The sequence below is a fragment of the Haliea atlantica genome (assembly GCF_054779855.1).
Window position 1 is genome coordinate 134,219 of the sequence record NZ_BAAGXL010000027.1, and the last position, 14,398, is coordinate 148,616.

Here is a 14,398-nt window from a genome sequence, read left to right on the forward strand (position 1 = left end):
CTCTGCCCCCGCACTCACAGCAGTTCGCGCACGCTAACCCCGTTGGGCATAGTTTCTGCATCGACACTGACGCGATAGTCTGCGAAGCTACGCGCAGGTCGGTCTTCCGTGCCCTCAGCGCGCTGGACCTTGACCGCATCGAACAATACATGCGCCGGAGCGTTACCCATGGCGTTTTCGTGTTCAAAGACGACCAGCTTGCGTGCCGCCATCTCACCCCTCGCTGCGGAGCGATCATGCTCAAACATGTTGATGAGAGCATTCCATAGCAGTTGCAGGTCATCATCAGAGAAGCCTGTGCGCTCGGCAAGCTTCGCTGAAACAAAGCCATGCGCGCGATACAGCCCGTAGGGCAATATATGCTTGCGACCCATAGTGCGATTGTCGCCGCTCTGTGCTTCCGCTTCCTTTTCAGTGGTTACCGCCATTCGGGTTATGGAGACTTCAAGCGGCAACACTGGCTCTACTGAGGTTGCAAAGGCCAGTTGCACCGGTCCACGGACTTGACCAGCATTTATACCAGTGGTCATTACCGCGCCGAAAGTGCGTACGTCGAAGAAGTTTGCGCACATCCAAGCGGTGATCTCACGTGCCTTTGCCTCTTCCTTGGGCATCTTCTTATCTTCCGGCTTGATACTCAGTGCCTCATAGGCCCGCTTGTGCTGATTGTTGAGTACCGATTTTTCCTGCATGTAAATAGAAAAACCGGGCGAGTTGTCCTTGTCCAATGTAACGAAGTTGCGAATCTTGCGCTTGAGTGCAACGTCAGTCACCAGGCCGCAGTTGGTTTCTGGGTCCAGGCGTGGCAGATTTCCGGCGTCCGGGTCACCGTTGGGGTTACCGTTGGTGACATCGAATAGATAAACGAACTCGTAGCGATGGGCGATGGCTGTCATTGATCTGATCCTTCTACTCAGTTATCTGTGGGTTCTTCGGATTTTTCGCCATCTGCATCGCGGCGTGTAAAGTAAGACTGCGATTGATGGTAGTAACCTATGGCGAATCGTCCTTGGTCCTCGATCTTGAGACTGCGCGGGAATTCTTCGGGCAAGCTGCCGACGATCTCTCGGATGTCCTTTTCCAGGTTTATCGCCTGACCCATGCGCTCCTTGCGCAGCTTTCCAAGGTGATTCTGCGCGTTGCGCAACAACACCGGAAAGATCGAGGCCGGAGTGGCCGATGCAGCACCGTAAAAACGGTCACGAATCGTGGCATTGAGTTGCCCACCCAAACCGGCGCGCTGAATATGCTCTAGAACTGCGAACAACCGCCCGAGCAGATAACCAGGCTGTGTGGATTGCTTGTCGAGACTCACGGGGATTTCCTCCTCGGATGTACGAATGTTCCGGCGTCTCTCGCGCGCCAGAACGCCTTTGCACAAGGCCACGCGCAGACCGGAGATATCTCCGTCCGCCCGAAACCGCATGATAGTGTTGGACAATAGACTGCGCGGGTACGACCTACCACTAATAATGGCTCGCATGAACTCGCCCGCCATTAGTGGCGACACATCCTCACTCTTGCTACGCCCATCCCGGGAGGGGGCCATCGCAAGCACAAGTCGCCAAACAGACGGCTCGGTACGCCACGGCAAGGGATCAAGATGCAAATCTTCCTGGTGTTGGCGTATCCTTCGAGCGAAAACATCAAGTGTGTCCACTTGCCAAAAGCGCACCGATAGCCGCGATGCGTTGGGCGCGAGGCCAAGCATATACATACGTGTACCGGGTTCGAGATTTGGCGCGAGGTCTGCCACAGGGCGACCTTTAGCAATACGGTCCAGAACAGCGCGCACTCTCGCCGCTTCAGATGCATCGTCAGCAGGTCTGTTGAGAAGGGCAAAGAGAGTGTTCTCCGCCTCTGCTGCCTGCCCTGCATCCACCGCCTCGGCCCAGAACACTAGCGTGGTATCACCCACTTGAAGACGCTGACGGTTGTGCTCACCGCGTCGTAACAGGTAGTTCAGAGCAGAGGTGTATGCGAAAGCAGCTTTTTCAGATACTGGCGCGTTGTAACCTTGATCCTTCCCGTAGGATTTGAAGGCTTCAAGATTGAAGGAGACGATGGAGGCCCCCGAGCTCTGCGCACCATTCACGCCTTTGATCGCGGGATGCAGGCGAGCCGCAGACGCCAATTTCCCACTAACTAGACAGAGAGCCTCGCTTGCCTCCGTTTCCTGTCCTTCTTCTGCCGTAAGCAGACGTGAACGCACTTCCTTCGCCATCGGCCGGTCGTGCAAATAGCAATGCTCGCCGTCGAGCCGGAACACAATGTTGGCGTCGATCATGTCGGGAGGAAAACCAAGCGTCTCGAACTGCTCCGGTGACCAGTCGCGCAGAAAGTTGAGTAGGGCTTTGAGTCCGAGATCGTCTTCGCCGGTCAAGGCAACTTCGTGCAGGTTGAGAAATGCCTCGTGCTCTTTATCGGCCCGCTTGCTGGTGTTACTCACACCAAGCACATAGCTCGTTTTGTCCCACATGAAGTTGGACTTTATTCCAACGGTGCGCTTCTCTGCCCGCGGTACGTTGAGTATTCGCGGTAGAGGCTTCTTTCCGGATGTGTCACGAATATCGTTCACCTGGGCCAAACTGCCGTCTGGCATCAACAGAATCTCAAAGCTTATCTTTTCTGGACTGTAGCCAACTGGCGCGACCCCCTCAGCTTGCTGATCGATCAATCTGTCGTAATAGCGGCTCAAGGCCTGCAAGATCATGACATGACCCCCTCGTCCTGCCACGGTGGAACCTCGATAACACCCGCCTTCAACTGCGCGCGAAAAAAGCGTGGGGTCATGTCATTGGCAAAATCAATATCGTGCAGCATCCAGCCCAGGTCTCTGTCAGTATCACGTTCGGGATGCGCATCCGGCAGCGATTGTCCAGTTTCGATCAGACGGAAATAAGCGGGAAACTCACGCACACCCAGACATGGTGCATGGAAATGCTGGCCTTTGCGTGCACGGCGGTTAAAGATATCCAGATGCTTGCCGGCCGAATCGTCCGCGCCACCCTTACCGGTGAGCTCAAAGTGAGCCTCGATCACGTAAGCCACATCGCGCAAGACCATAGCGGCACGCTGCTGACGGTCTTCATCGACGTGGGTTTCCAATCCAACGGTCGACCCAGCTTTCATCGCCTTTTTCACCTTACCAGGTGATAATTTACCGCCCACTTCATTGCGGCGGATGGATTCAAATCGGACTGGTTTTAGCACGTGAATGCGATCCACCACCCAGCGGATTGCCGGCTTCCAATATATCGCCTCAAGGATACCGCGTGCGGCCGACGGCGTGATGACATCGTAGCTCACCCGCTCGACCTTCATCTCAGGCCGCGTGAAGCAGGCCCGATCACCCCAAACATGCAGGCGGATTCCAAAGCTCATGCGCCCCTCCTTCAAATGATCGTATTTGCCGATTTCATGAACGTAGGTTCTTCCCACCAGATACCGAACTCTTGGCTATAGATGTCCATGTTCACAAGCTCCATAAACTGCTCCCCCCATTTCCCCGGAGCAATCGGCTGGATTGCCCCCGCCTTGCGTAACGCATCGAAGCCGTTACGTGGCAATTGCACGAGGTAGGGCTGTAGCTTTCGGGCGAGCCCACCGCTCTTTTCCGCAAAGCGAAGACTTTCGATATTGCGGCGCGCATCCTTGTCCAACGGTACGATCACTGGCATTTGTACCGTATCAATCATGCGGAACTTGGCCGCCAGCGTCTCCATTGGCAGAGAGTCGATACGGCTCTCCGCGCACAGGCCGAGCAGGTTCGCGGCATCCAGTTCCTGGTCGCCCTTCTGCCAGTAAAGCAAGCGGAAGTAGGCTTCGATCGCTGACGGCGACAGTGGATCGTAGCGGAAATGCGGCTGACGCATGACCTCCTGCGCGGCCTGGGCAAACTGACGCAATTCTGGCGGCGGTGCCCAGTCGCTGTTGGTGGTGGCGAACACGCGTACCTCGCTCAACTCCGCTGCCCGCTCGCCGTTGCGGTTGCAGCGCCCCGCTGCCTGGGCCACTGAATCGAGACCGGCCTCGGCGCGGTAGACTATGGGCAGCGAGATATCGACCCCAGCTTCGATCAGCGATGTCGACACCAATCGGCAGGGCTCGCCGGCCTTGAGGCGTACCCGTACATCGGCGAGTACCTGGCTACGGTGTTTGGCGCACATCAACGTGGTCAGGTGGCACGCGCCAGGTTGGTCTGCGATCGACTGATACAGCGCACGCGCGTGGCGGCGGTTATTGACCACACACAACACCTGATCGAGATCGCTGAGCTGCTCCACGAGTGCATCATCGTCGAGCGTGCCGACGTGGTGTACACGTACCCGGTCCAGCTTGCGGAAGAGTTCCGGTGGGTCCGGGGCGAGTTCGCGAACCTTATCCCTGTCAAATCCGCCGCGAAAATCCGGTGTGTTCAAGGCCGGTTGGGTGGCTGTGCAAAGGACGATGCTGCAGCGGTAGTTACGGGCCAGTTCATCGATGGCCGCGACAGCTGGACGCAACAGCTTCAACGGCAGGGTCTGCGCTTCATCGAGAATGACCACACTGCCGGCAATGTTGTGCAGCTTGCGGCATTGCGACGGACGTGCCGCAAACAGGCTTTCGAAGAACTGTACGGCTGTGGTGACGATAATGGGGGCATCCCAGTTATCCATCGCCAGACGCAGCTTAGCCCGAGCCTGGTAGTGCTCAGAATCCAATCGGGAAACTTCAGGGGACACATAGGCGCTGTGGTGTTCCAATACTGCTACTTCACCCAAGTCACCCAGCGCATCCCGAAAAACAGCTGCGTTCTGTTCGACGATACTTGTAAAAGGAATGACAAAGATTATTCGGTGATGTCCATGCAGTATCGCGTGGTCGAGGGCAAAGGCGAGTGATGCCAGAGTTTTTCCACCACCCGTAGGTACGGTAAGTGAAAAAATCCCAGGCTCTCTCTGCGCCTCATTACGTGTATGCGCGAGAATATCTGCACGAACACGGTTGACCTTAGAATCGACAACGAATTTGGAGAGATGAGAGTCGAGTCGTTCTCGTAAAGCAGACAGCGATGGATTTTCCGCCTGGCGAAGTTTACTACGTCCTGTAGGTATATTGGGGGTATCTACTCGGTCGTAGAATGCCTCTGTATCAAGGTAGTCTGCATCAACCAGGCATGAAAATAACATCCGCACCAGGAATGAAAACTGAAACCCGCCTCCGTAACTTCCAACATTGAATCGTGGGGGTATAAGCTGATCTGGCAGTGTTATTTCATGTTGCCACTCTTCTCTGAGAAGCGGTAAATTTAAACCCTTTAAACGTTCCTCAAGCGCTGTCCGCTCACCACTGTCAGTACCATTGGCAAGGCCGGCATGATGGCCGGCAATCCCGTATGCGATAAGGTGACCAATTTGTCCATAGCGATCTACTGCCAGCATCGCACCCCGTGTTGAATGATCTACACGCAGTAAGTCTCCGGCGATTCGGCGCTGGAATTCGTCCGTATACTTTCCTATATCGTGTAAGAGACCCATCGTCTCAGCGAGCGTGCTTGCGTTAAAGCTGGCGGCGAAGTCCGACGCCATGGCACCGACCTGGTGAAGGTGATCCGCTAGGCCTTGCCAATCTGTGCGCTCGGAGTTTTTCGTGGAATGCGCGTAGAATGTGCTCAATTCACTATATTCCCAAACCAAAAAATCATCTGATCTGCTCTCAATTTCGTCTGCTTCGAGTTAGCAATCGTTTTACGATTCGATGACTCTATACTCATCATTCTCCATGCCTCTGCGAGAGCCCTAATCACTCGAGAGTATGCGCAGCGCCTCCCGGAATCCAACACAGCGTGCGATTGTGTTTTCAGTCTAAAGGCAGCGCGGACAATTACGAGTCATGTAGATTCATACATGTCGTGTTTTCAGGCATGTTCGGTTCTGGATTTGAAATCCTCGGCCTCGAAAAAAGCGCCTTTACCGGGACCAACGGCGGTAAAAAGCCGCGTCGAGTAGGTGCTGTCCAGGGGGTCTCAACGAGTTTTCTTGATAGCTGGGGATAGCGGTGGCGGGTATCGCGACCGGCTATGTGGCCGTGGGCTTGGGGCTACGCTGGTCTGCGACGCATAAGGTAACAGGAGGGCACAAAGGCACTATTGCCCGCCCCTTCCACTTGAACAACATACTGGACAAGTTATACTTGGACAGTCTATGGTACAGGTTGGACGATTACCCCATGAGAGTTGTGAGCTTCTCTGACGCGCGAAACAAATTGAAGAGTGTTCTGGACCAGGTGGTCAATGACGCTGACTACACGATTATTACCCGGCGGGACTCCGAAGATGCGGTGGTCATGTCTCTGGATCAGTTCAATCGGCTCATGGAGACCGTGCATCTGCTGAAAAGCCCGGCCAATGCCGCCCACCTTTCAAAATCCATCAAGCAGTACCGCGCCGGAAAGGCAAAGCAACACGCGCTGAGCGATGATTGAGATTCTCTCTTGGACGCGGGAGGCCTGGTCAGATTACCTGTATTGGCAATCCCAGGATAACAAAACCCTGAGGCGCATCGACAAATTGGTTCGTGATACGCAGCGGTCGCCTTTTGATGGCCTTGGAAAGCCGGAGCCCCTGACAGAGAATCTATCCGGCTTCTGGTCCAGGCGTATTGATGACACCCATCGGCTCGTATATGCGGTGGACCACGGTCAGCTCACGATTATTTCTTGTCGCTATCATTATCAAAAATAGTCCGGCACACATGGGCAGCAGACCACCGTGGATATCGCTTACTCCACCGTCACCGACTTCGCCAGGTTCCGCGGCTTGTCCACATCGGTCCCCTTCTGCACCGCCACATAGTACGCCAGCAGCTGCAGAGCCACCGTGTAGGTGATCGGCTTGAGTACCTCCGGGCAGTCGGGCATGCCCAGCACATGCACCCGCGGCGCTTCGGGGAAGCCGGCCTTTTCGTCGGCGAAAACATAGAGCTCGCCGCCGCGGGCGCGCACTTCCTCGATGTTGGATTTGAGTTTTTCCATCAGGTCGTCGCCGGGGGCAACGGCGACCACTGGCATGTCGGCATCCACCAGAGCCAGGGGCCCGTGCTTGAGTTCGCCCGCGGGGTAGGCCTCGGCGTGGATGTAGGAAATTTCCTTCAGCTTGAGGGCGCCTTCCAGGGCAATCGGAAAATGAATACCGCGCCCCAGGAACAAGGCATGGTGTCGCAGGATAAAGGCCGACGCCATCTCGCGGATGGCAGCTTCCCGGGTCAGCACTTTCTCCACACAATCCGGTACCTGGTGCAGCGCGCCAACGATCTCCGCGGCGGTTTCCGCATCCAGCTTGTTGCGGCGCCCCAGTACCAGTGTCAGCAACAACAGCGCGACCAGCTGGGTGGTGAAGGCCTTGGTGGAAGCCACGCCGATCTCCGCCCCGGCCCGGGTCAGGTAGACCAGGTCCGATTCGCGCACCAGTGAACTGTGGTCAACGTTGGCAATCACCAGGCTGGCAATAAACTCAGGATCGGTGGCATTGCGCAGTGCCGCGAGGGTGTCGGCGGTCTCGCCGCTTTGGGAGATGGTGACCAGGAGAGTTCCCGGGTGCTGAACCCGTTGCCGATAGCGAAACTCGGACGCCACCTCGACGTTGCAGGGAATACCGGCCAGTTCTTCCAGCCAGTAACGCGCCACCATGCCGGCATGGTAGCTGGTGCCACAGGCGACGATCTGGACGGCCCGCACCTGGTCAAAAACCTCTGCAGCGCGTTCGCCAAAAACACTGTCGGCGATCTCCCGGGCACCCTCCACCGGCACCGTGGCGGCCAGCGCCCGTGGCTGCTCGTGGATTTCCTTGAGCATGTAGTGCTCGTAGTGACCACGGCCTCCGGTATCTTCCTCGACACTGATGGTCGAGATCGGACGCGTTACGGGCTTGCCGGTGGCATCCATCAGCTGCAAGCTGGTGGGGGTCATGCGCAATACATCGCCCTCCTGCAGGTAGATGAAGCGGTCGGTGACCTGACGCAGCGCCAGTGGATCGGAGGCCAGAAAGTGTTCGCCAATACCCACCCCGACTACTAGCGGGCTGCCCTCCCGGGCCGCGACAATTTCCTCGGGGTGCTCCGCATCCACCGCCGCAAGTGCGTAGGCGCCTTGCAGGCGCGCGATAGTGTCCAGCATCGCCTGCAGCAGGTCTTTGCCGGCTGCCAGCTCGCGGTGCAGGAGGTGGACTACCACTTCCGTGTCAGTATGACTGACGAACTCGTAGCCCGCGGCGATCAGCTCGCTGCGCAGGGCTTCGTGATTCTCGATAATCCCGTTGTGCACAACGGCAACGCGGTTGCCGGAGAGATGCGGGTGGGCGTTGGCTGCCGATGGAACGCCGTGGGTGGCCCAGCGCGTGTGGGCGATACCCACGCAGCCGTGCAGCGGCTCCAGCTTCTGGGCCTGCTCCAGCTCGGCCACCTTGCCCAGGCGCTTGTGCATGAGCAGGTTGCGGTCCGCATCCAGCAGGGCGAAGCCGGCGGAGTCATAGCCGCGATACTCCAGGCGCCGCAGGCCCTCCAGCAGGATTTCCGAAACTTCCCGGCGGGCAGTCGCCCCGACGATTCCACACATGTCAGCCTTCCTTGTCTGAGCCCGGGCGCTTCCAGCCGGGAATATTGCGTTGCTTGCCGCGACCCACCGCCAGCTCATCACTGGACACATTGCGGGTGATGGTGGAGCCGGCGGCAACAAAGCCGTTGTCACCGATCTCCAGGGGCGCCACGAGGGTGGCGTTGGAGCCAACAAAGGCCCCGTCGCCGATGCGCGTGGGGTGTTTGTTCACGCCGTCGTAATTGCAGGTGATGGTGCCGGCACCGATGTTGGCTTCCTCGCCGACATCACAGTCTCCCAGGTAGGTCAGGTGATTGACCTTGCTGCCGGTGCCAATACGCGTTTTCTTGGTTTCCACGAAGTTGCCCACGCGAGCGCTGTCGGACATGCGTGTGCCGGGACGCAGGCGTGCGAAGGGACCGACACTGCAGCCAGTGCCCACCTCAGCCCCCTCGAGGTGGCTCATGGCCAGTACCTGGCTGTCGGCACCCACGCGGCAGTCTTCCAGCACGCAGTTGGGGCCGACGCTGACGCCATCCGCCAACTCGACCTCGCCAATAAACACACAGTTGACGTCTATCGACACGTCACGGCCACAGCGCAGGGCACCGCGAACATCGATGCGGGCCGGATCTGCCAGGCGAACCCCTGCCTGCATCAGTGCCTCTGCCTGCTGCAACTGCAGGGCGCGTTCCAGCTGGGCCAGTTGAAAGGGGTCGTTCACGCCCTGCACTTCCAACAGATGGCCCACACCGGCGGTGTGCACAGCAATATTGCGTTCCAGGGCCAGCGTCAGGATGTCCGGTAGATAGTATTCACCCTGTTGGTTGTCGTTGCCGACCAGGGGCAGCAACTGCGCCAGCTGGGCCGCCGGAGCCGCCAGGATCCCCGTATTCACCTCCCGCAGGGCGCGCTGCTCGGGGCTGGCGTCGCGGTCCTCCACCACGGCGCTGAACTGGCCATTGGCATTGCGCAGGATGCGACCATAGCCAGCGGGGTTGTCCAGGCTCGCGGTGAGCAGGGCCGGGCCACTGGCTGCCATGGCCAGCAGGCTGCGCAGGGTGTCTTCCGCCACCAAAGGCACGTCCCCGTAAAGCACCAAGACAGTGGCCGCGGTATCGACCGCCGGCATGGCCTGCAAGACGGCGTGGCCGGTACCCAGGCGCTCTGACTGATCGACCCAGTTCAGACCGCGGTCGGCAAAAGCCTCGCGAACGGCATTGGCGCCGTGGCCGACAACCACATGAATGCGGCTGGGCGCCAGTGCGGCCGCGGTATCCAGCACATGTTGTAACAGGGGCCGCCCGGCAAGTTTCTGCAGTACCTTGGGGAAGCGCGAACGCATGCGCGAGCCCTGGCCAGCGGCCAGCACAATCACTTCAAGTGCCATCCAGAATCCTTGTGTCAGATGTTTTTTGACATTTCATGCAATTTAAGCGCATGTTAGTGCGATCTTTTTTTCATACAACCATTTTTGTCAGAGATTTTATGACAACAGTAAAGCTGGACAGCCTGCGGCAGCTGGATCTGGATGAACGCCAGGTGCGCGTCTACCGCGCCCTGCTCGACCTCGGGCCCGCCTCCATCCGCGATGTCGCCGCCAAGGCCGGTATCAATCGCGGTACCACCTACGAAACCCTCAAGCAGCTCGCCACCAAGGGTATTGTGAGTTACTTCCCGAAGGGCCGTCGGCGTGTTTTTCAGGCGGAGGATCCCGAACGCCTGTTGAGCCTGGGGGAAAGCAAGCAGCAGGCCCTGAGCCAGGCGATGGAGCAGCTGCGACGGGAGGTGATTCCCGCGCTCAAGCAGCGACAGGCGGATTTCAGCCCGGGCAATGTGCGTTTTTACGAGGGCGATGACGGTGTCGAGCTGGTTCTCAGGGATATCCTGGATGAGGCCGGTAAAGACCCCGAGCGGGGCTATTCGGTGATTTCCACCAAAGTGCTTCGGGCACAACTCTATCGGCCTTTCCCCAATTTTACCCGCCAGCGTATCCAGCGCGGTATTCGGGTGCGGGTGCTGTCGATTGGCGAAGGGGGCGAGGAAGCGGAACTGGCGGAGCGCAAATGGCTGCCGGCGGGTGATAATACTGACGCGTCTTACATTGCCATCTATCCACCCAAGGTGGCGATGATTACCCAGGCCAGGAAGGATTATCCAGTGGTGGTGGTCATGGACTCGGCGGCAATTGCCTCGACCCAGCAGATCCTCTTCGATACTGTCTGGTCTTTACTGTAGTCGCGCAGGTCAGGACTCAATCAATACCGCTTGCAAGCCGAGGTGCTCGACGAAGGGCTGGAAGTCGCGATCCCGAAACAGCAGGGGGAAGCCTTTCTCCATACAGAAGGTGGCAATGATCACATCGGCAGTCTTGCGAATGGTGATGCCCTTTCGGCGCAGGGCGCGGTAATTTTCAGCGCAGGGGTCGACCAGATCCTTGCCCAGCATGGCGTACTGGTCCAGCGCCAACAAGCCCCGCCGGGTTCTCTGGTAATCCTTTTCATGGCGAATCCCCTGCAGGATTTCCAGGAAAATGAGATCCCCAATAACCACATTGCCATCGAGGAGCGCCGAATCCAGGAGGTCGGTGTGCGCGTTGGCGATACCATTGAAGTAATCGATCCAGACGCTGGTATCCACCAGCATCAATCCGCGCTCCGCATGCGGTCCAGGTCACCCTCCCAGGCCACTTTGCCCCGCAACTTGCGCAGTTCCTGCTGCTGGCAAAGACGCACCAGGAGCCTGAGCCCCTGCTCGACCACTTCCTTTTTAGTCTGCAAGCCGGAGGCCTTCAGGGCTTCGGCCATCAACTGGTCATCGATCACGATATTGGTACGCATGAGCACCTCATGTGTATAAAAATAAAAAATATACACAGCCTAACACCAGTCAGCACTTCTGACAAAGACCCAAAAAGCAAAGGGACCGACCACATCCCGCCACTGCGGAGTGAGGTCGGTCCCTTGCTGGGTGGCCGGTCGATAGAACCGCACCGGCCTGGAAGGTAAGACTCCGGTTGTTACCCGCGCCCGGCGCGATTGCGCATCTTGCGCAGGGTCGCCAGCTGAGCGGCGGCTTCGGCGAGCTGGGCTGAGGCCCGGCCGTAGTCGAAATCACCGGTCTGGTTGGTAAGGGCATGAACCGCTTCCTTGCGGGCTTCTTCCGCAGCGGCCTCGTCCACGTCGTGGGCGCGCAGTGCCGCGTCGGCCAGGATGGTCACCACGCCGGGCTGCACTTCAATGAAACCGCCGGAGACGTAGTAGACCTCTTCCTCACCGCCCTGCTTGACGATGCGGACCGGCCCGGGGATCAGCGAGGACAGCAGCGGGGCGTGACCATAGGTCACCCCCATCTCGCCGAGGTCCGCGGTTGCGACCAGCATTTCCACCAGGCCGGAGAAAATTTCTTCCTCGGCGCTGACGATGTCGCAGTGAATAGTCATGGTCATGTAGAGCCCCTCGGTCGCGACCGCTTACAGCTTGTTGGCTTTCTCGACGGCTTCTTCGATGCTGCCAACCATGTAGAAGGCCTGCTCCGGCAGGTGGTCGTACTCACCTTCCAGAATGCCCTTGAAGCCTGCGATGGTGTCTTTCAGGGACACGTACTTACCGGGCGCACCGGTAAACACTTCCGCCACGTGGAAGGGCTGGGACAGGAAACGCTCGATTTTCCGCGCCCGGGCAACGGTCTGTTTGTCGTCCTCGGACAGTTCGTCCATGCCGAGAATGGCGATGATGTCCTTCAGCTCCTTGTAGCGCTGCAGAACGGTCTGCACGCCACGGGCCACGTCGTAGTGCTCCTGACCAATCACCAGCGGGTCGAGCTGGCGGCTGGTGGAGTCCAGCGGATCTACCGCAGGGTAAATACCCTTGGCGGCAATATCCCGGGCCAGTACCACGGTGGAGTCCAGGTGGGCGAAGGTGGTCGCGGGGGACGGGTCAGTCAGGTCGTCCGCGGGCACGTATACTGCCTGGATGGAGGTGATGGAACCGGTCTTGGTGGAGGTGATGCGCTCCTGGAGTACACCCATTTCCTCGGCCAGGGTCGGCTGGTAGCCCACCGCGGAGGGCATACGACCCAGCAGTGCAGATACCTCGGTACCGGCCAGGGTGTAACGATAGATGTTGTCGACGAACAGCAGGACGTCACGGCCTTCGTCGCGGAACTTCTCGGCCATGGTCAGGCCGGTCAGGGCCACGCGCAGGCGGTTGCCCGGCGGCTCGTTCATCTGGCCGTAGACCATCGCAACCTTGGACTTGGGGAAGTCCTTGACGTTAACCACGCCGGCTTCCTGCATCTCGTGGTAGAAGTCGTTACCTTCACGCGTCCGCTCACCCACACCGGCGAAGACCGACAGGCCGGAGTGCTCGGTGGCGATGTTGTTGATCAGCTCCATCATGTTCACGGTCTTGCCCACGCCGGCGCCGCCGAACAGGCCGACCTTGCCGCCCTTGGCGAAGGGGCACACCAGGTCGATGACCTTGATGCCGGTTTCCAGCAGCTCTTCGGAGGCCGCCAGTTCGTCGTAGGCGGGCGCCTTCCGGTGAATGGAAGCGCGCTCCTGCTCACCGATCGGGCCACACTCGTCGATCGGGTTGCCGAGGACGTCCATGATGCGGCCCAGGGTCTCGGTGCCGACTGGCACGGAGATCGGGGAGCCGGTGTTCTCTACTGCCAGGTCACGGCTCAGACCTTCGGAGGAACCCATGGCAATGGCCCGCACCACGCCGTCACCCAGCTGCTGCTGCACTTCCAGGGTCAGGCCCTTTTCGGTGACCAACAGCGCGTCATAGACCTGGGGCACATTGTCACGCGGAAACTCCACGTCAATGACCGCGCCGATAATCTGTACGATGCGTCCGCTACTCATGTCCGGATCCTCTGTCTCAAATTCGATTCTGTCTGGAGGTCGACCCGAAGGCCGCCACTGTCACTGTCTGTTACTCGCCGCTTAGCTGCTGATCGCCGCGGCGCCGCTGACAATCTCCGAGAGTTCCTGGGTGATTGCCGCCTGGCGTGCCTTGTTGTAAACCAGCTGCAGGTCGTCGATCAGCTCGCCCGCGTTGTCGGTGGCATTCTTCATCGCCAGCATTCGCGCTGCCTGCTCGCAGGCACCGTTTTCCACCACCGACTGGTAGACCTGGGACTCGATATAGCGAACCAGCAAGCGCTCGAGCAATTCCTTCGCATCGGGCTCGTAGATATAGTCCCAGTGGTGCTTCATCTCTTTCGAGTCATCCGCTTCCAGGGGCAGCAGCTGCTCCACCCGGGGCAGCTGGGTCATGGTGTTGACGAACTCGTTGCTGACCAGGAACAGACGATCGATCTCTTCGGCCTCGTAGGCATCCAGCATGGTCTTGACGCTGCCGATCAGATCAGCCAGCGAGGGGTCCTCGCCGATATCCCGCACCGCCGCCTTGACGTTGCCGCCGTAGGCCTTGAAGAAGGCTGCCGCCTTGGCACCGATCAGGCAAAGCTCGATCTTCACATCGCGATCGGCCCACTCCTTCATGGCGCGCACGGTAGCCTTGAACAGGTTGATGTTCAGGCCACCGCACAGACCGCGGTCGGTGGAGACGACGATGAAGCCCACCCGGCGCACCTCCCGCTCCACCATGTAGGCGTGCTGGTATTCCGGCGCCGAGTTGGCGATGTGGCCGACCACGTCACGCATGCGGCGGGAATAGGGCTTGCCCACCTCCATGCGTTCCTGGGCCTTGCGCATCTTGCTCGCCGCGACCATTTCCATGGCGCTGGTGATCTTCTGCGTGCTCCGGATACTGTTGATCTTGGTCCGGATCTCTTTTCCGACTGCCATCTGCCGTCC

At 58.8% G+C, this 14,398-nt stretch carries 14 protein-coding genes; 3 read left to right on the forward strand and 11 right to left on the reverse strand.

The window, feature by feature from the left end; translation table 11 throughout:
- Positions 1-14: 14 nt before the first annotated feature.
- From cas7c to ACYVGS_RS17245, 4 genes are read right to left on the reverse strand one after another with little or no spacing between them, the layout of a single operon-like run.
- The gene (gene cas7c, locus ACYVGS_RS17230) at positions 15-896 is read right to left on the reverse strand and encodes a type I-C CRISPR-associated protein Cas7/Csd2 (RefSeq protein WP_460589930.1); all 882 of its coding nucleotides are present in this window, start codon (positions 894-896) and stop codon (positions 15-17) included.
- Between the two features lie 17 nt (positions 897-913).
- Positions 914-2,713, reverse strand: coding sequence for a type I-C CRISPR-associated protein Cas8c/Csd1 (gene cas8c / locus ACYVGS_RS17235; protein WP_460589931.1), 1,800 nt, complete (start codon positions 2,711-2,713; stop codon positions 914-916).
- A complete protein-coding gene (gene cas5c, locus ACYVGS_RS17240) occupies positions 2,710-3,384 on the reverse strand; it encodes a CRISPR-associated protein Cas5 (protein ID WP_460589932.1) in 675 nt (224 codons plus the stop codon). Before cas5c ends, cas8c begins: the two co-directional genes overlap by 4 nt.
- An 11-nt stretch (positions 3,385-3,395) precedes the next feature.
- Positions 3,396-5,657: a CRISPR-associated endonuclease Cas3'' gene (locus ACYVGS_RS17245; RefSeq protein ID WP_460589933.1), complete on the reverse strand. Its 2,262-nt coding sequence runs from the start codon at positions 5,655-5,657 to the stop codon at positions 3,396-3,398.
- 553 nt (positions 5,658-6,210) lie between these two features.
- On the opposite strand from ACYVGS_RS17245, the gene ACYVGS_RS17250 reads away from it, so the two are divergent.
- Together ACYVGS_RS17250 and ACYVGS_RS17255 are read left to right on the forward strand one after the other, a co-directional pair.
- Positions 6,211-6,465 (forward strand): type II toxin-antitoxin system Phd/YefM family antitoxin, encoded by a 255-nt coding sequence (locus ACYVGS_RS17250; protein ID WP_460589934.1) that lies wholly within the window; start codon positions 6,211-6,213, stop codon positions 6,463-6,465.
- Entirely contained in the window at positions 6,458-6,724 is a 267-nt protein-coding gene (locus ACYVGS_RS17255) for a Txe/YoeB family addiction module toxin (protein WP_460589935.1), read from the forward strand. The genes ACYVGS_RS17250 and ACYVGS_RS17255 overlap by 8 nt, the downstream gene beginning before the upstream one ends.
- Positions 6,725-6,762: 38 nt before the next feature.
- Here the strand turns inward: ACYVGS_RS17255 and glmS are convergent, their stop codons facing one another.
- Positions 6,763-8,592: a glutamine--fructose-6-phosphate aminotransferase gene (gene glmS / locus ACYVGS_RS17260; protein WP_460589936.1), complete on the reverse strand. Its 1,830-nt coding sequence runs from the start codon at positions 8,590-8,592 to the stop codon at positions 6,763-6,765.
- 1 nt (position 8,593) lies between these two features.
- Positions 8,594-9,961: a bifunctional UDP-N-acetylglucosamine diphosphorylase/glucosamine-1-phosphate N-acetyltransferase GlmU gene (glmU, locus tag ACYVGS_RS17265; protein ID WP_460589937.1), complete on the reverse strand. Its 1,368-nt coding sequence runs from the start codon at positions 9,959-9,961 to the stop codon at positions 8,594-8,596.
- Between the two features lie 98 nt (positions 9,962-10,059).
- On the opposite strand from glmU, the gene ACYVGS_RS17270 reads away from it, so the two are divergent.
- Entirely contained in the window at positions 10,060-10,809 is a 750-nt protein-coding gene (locus ACYVGS_RS17270; protein WP_460589938.1) for a TrmB family transcriptional regulator, read from the forward strand.
- Positions 10,810-10,818: 9 nt separating this feature from the next.
- Here the strand turns inward: ACYVGS_RS17270 and vapC are convergent, their stop codons facing one another.
- The 5 genes from vapC to atpG form a co-directional block, all read right to left on the reverse strand.
- The gene (gene vapC / locus ACYVGS_RS17275; RefSeq protein WP_460589939.1) at positions 10,819-11,217 is read right to left on the reverse strand and encodes a PIN domain nuclease; all 399 of its coding nucleotides are present in this window, start codon (positions 11,215-11,217) and stop codon (positions 10,819-10,821) included.
- Positions 11,217-11,411, reverse strand: coding sequence for a type II toxin-antitoxin system VapB family antitoxin (locus ACYVGS_RS17280; protein ID WP_460589940.1), 195 nt, complete (start codon positions 11,409-11,411; stop codon positions 11,217-11,219). Before ACYVGS_RS17280 ends, vapC begins: the two co-directional genes overlap by 1 nt.
- Positions 11,412-11,590: 179 nt before the next feature.
- Complete coding sequence (locus ACYVGS_RS17285; RefSeq protein ID WP_460589941.1) at positions 11,591-12,019, reverse strand: F0F1 ATP synthase subunit epsilon; 429 nt, start codon at positions 12,017-12,019, stop codon at positions 11,591-11,593.
- A 24-nt stretch (positions 12,020-12,043) separates the two neighbouring features.
- Positions 12,044-13,441, reverse strand: a complete 1,398-nt coding sequence (gene atpD, locus ACYVGS_RS17290) for a F0F1 ATP synthase subunit beta (RefSeq protein WP_460589942.1) — start codon at positions 13,439-13,441, stop codon at positions 12,044-12,046.
- Positions 13,442-13,522: 81 nt separating this feature from the next.
- Entirely contained in the window at positions 13,523-14,389 is an 867-nt protein-coding gene (atpG, locus tag ACYVGS_RS17295) for a F0F1 ATP synthase subunit gamma (RefSeq protein ID WP_460589943.1), read from the reverse strand.
- Positions 14,390-14,398 lie beyond the last annotated feature (9 nt).

What these genes read in the sequence shown, in the direction of transcription:
- ACYVGS_RS17270 (WP_460589938.1), top strand. Translation starts at nt 10,060, where the DNA reads ATGACAACAGTAAAGCTGGACAGCCTGCGGCAGCTGGATCTGGATGAA.
- atpG (WP_460589943.1), bottom strand. Translation starts at nt 14,389, where the DNA reads ATGGCAGTCGGAAAAGAGATCCGGACCAAGATCAACAGTATCCGGAGC.
- atpD (WP_460589942.1), bottom strand. Translation starts at nt 13,441, where the DNA reads ATGAGTAGCGGACGCATCGTACAGATTATCGGCGCGGTCATTGACGTG.
- glmS (WP_460589936.1), bottom strand. Translation starts at nt 8,592, where the DNA reads ATGTGTGGAATCGTCGGGGCGACTGCCCGCCGGGAAGTTTCGGAAATC.
- cas5c (WP_460589932.1), bottom strand. Translation starts at nt 3,384, where the DNA reads ATGAGCTTTGGAATCCGCCTGCATGTTTGGGGTGATCGGGCCTGCTTC.
- glmU (WP_460589937.1), bottom strand. Translation starts at nt 9,961, where the DNA reads ATGGCACTTGAAGTGATTGTGCTGGCCGCTGGCCAGGGCTCGCGCATG.
- ACYVGS_RS17255 (WP_460589935.1), top strand. Translation starts at nt 6,458, where the DNA reads ATGATTGAGATTCTCTCTTGGACGCGGGAGGCCTGGTCAGATTACCTG.
- ACYVGS_RS17280 (WP_460589940.1), bottom strand. Translation starts at nt 11,411, where the DNA reads ATGCGTACCAATATCGTGATCGATGACCAGTTGATGGCCGAAGCCCTG.
- cas7c (WP_460589930.1), bottom strand. Translation starts at nt 896, where the DNA reads ATGACAGCCATCGCCCATCGCTACGAGTTCGTTTATCTATTCGATGTC.
- ACYVGS_RS17250 (WP_460589934.1), top strand. Translation starts at nt 6,211, where the DNA reads ATGAGAGTTGTGAGCTTCTCTGACGCGCGAAACAAATTGAAGAGTGTT.
- cas8c (WP_460589931.1), bottom strand. Translation starts at nt 2,713, where the DNA reads ATGATCTTGCAGGCCTTGAGCCGCTATTACGACAGATTGATCGATCAG.
- vapC (WP_460589939.1), bottom strand. Translation starts at nt 11,217, where the DNA reads ATGCTGGTGGATACCAGCGTCTGGATCGATTACTTCAATGGTATCGCC.
- ACYVGS_RS17285 (WP_460589941.1), bottom strand. Translation starts at nt 12,019, where the DNA reads ATGACCATGACTATTCACTGCGACATCGTCAGCGCCGAGGAAGAAATT.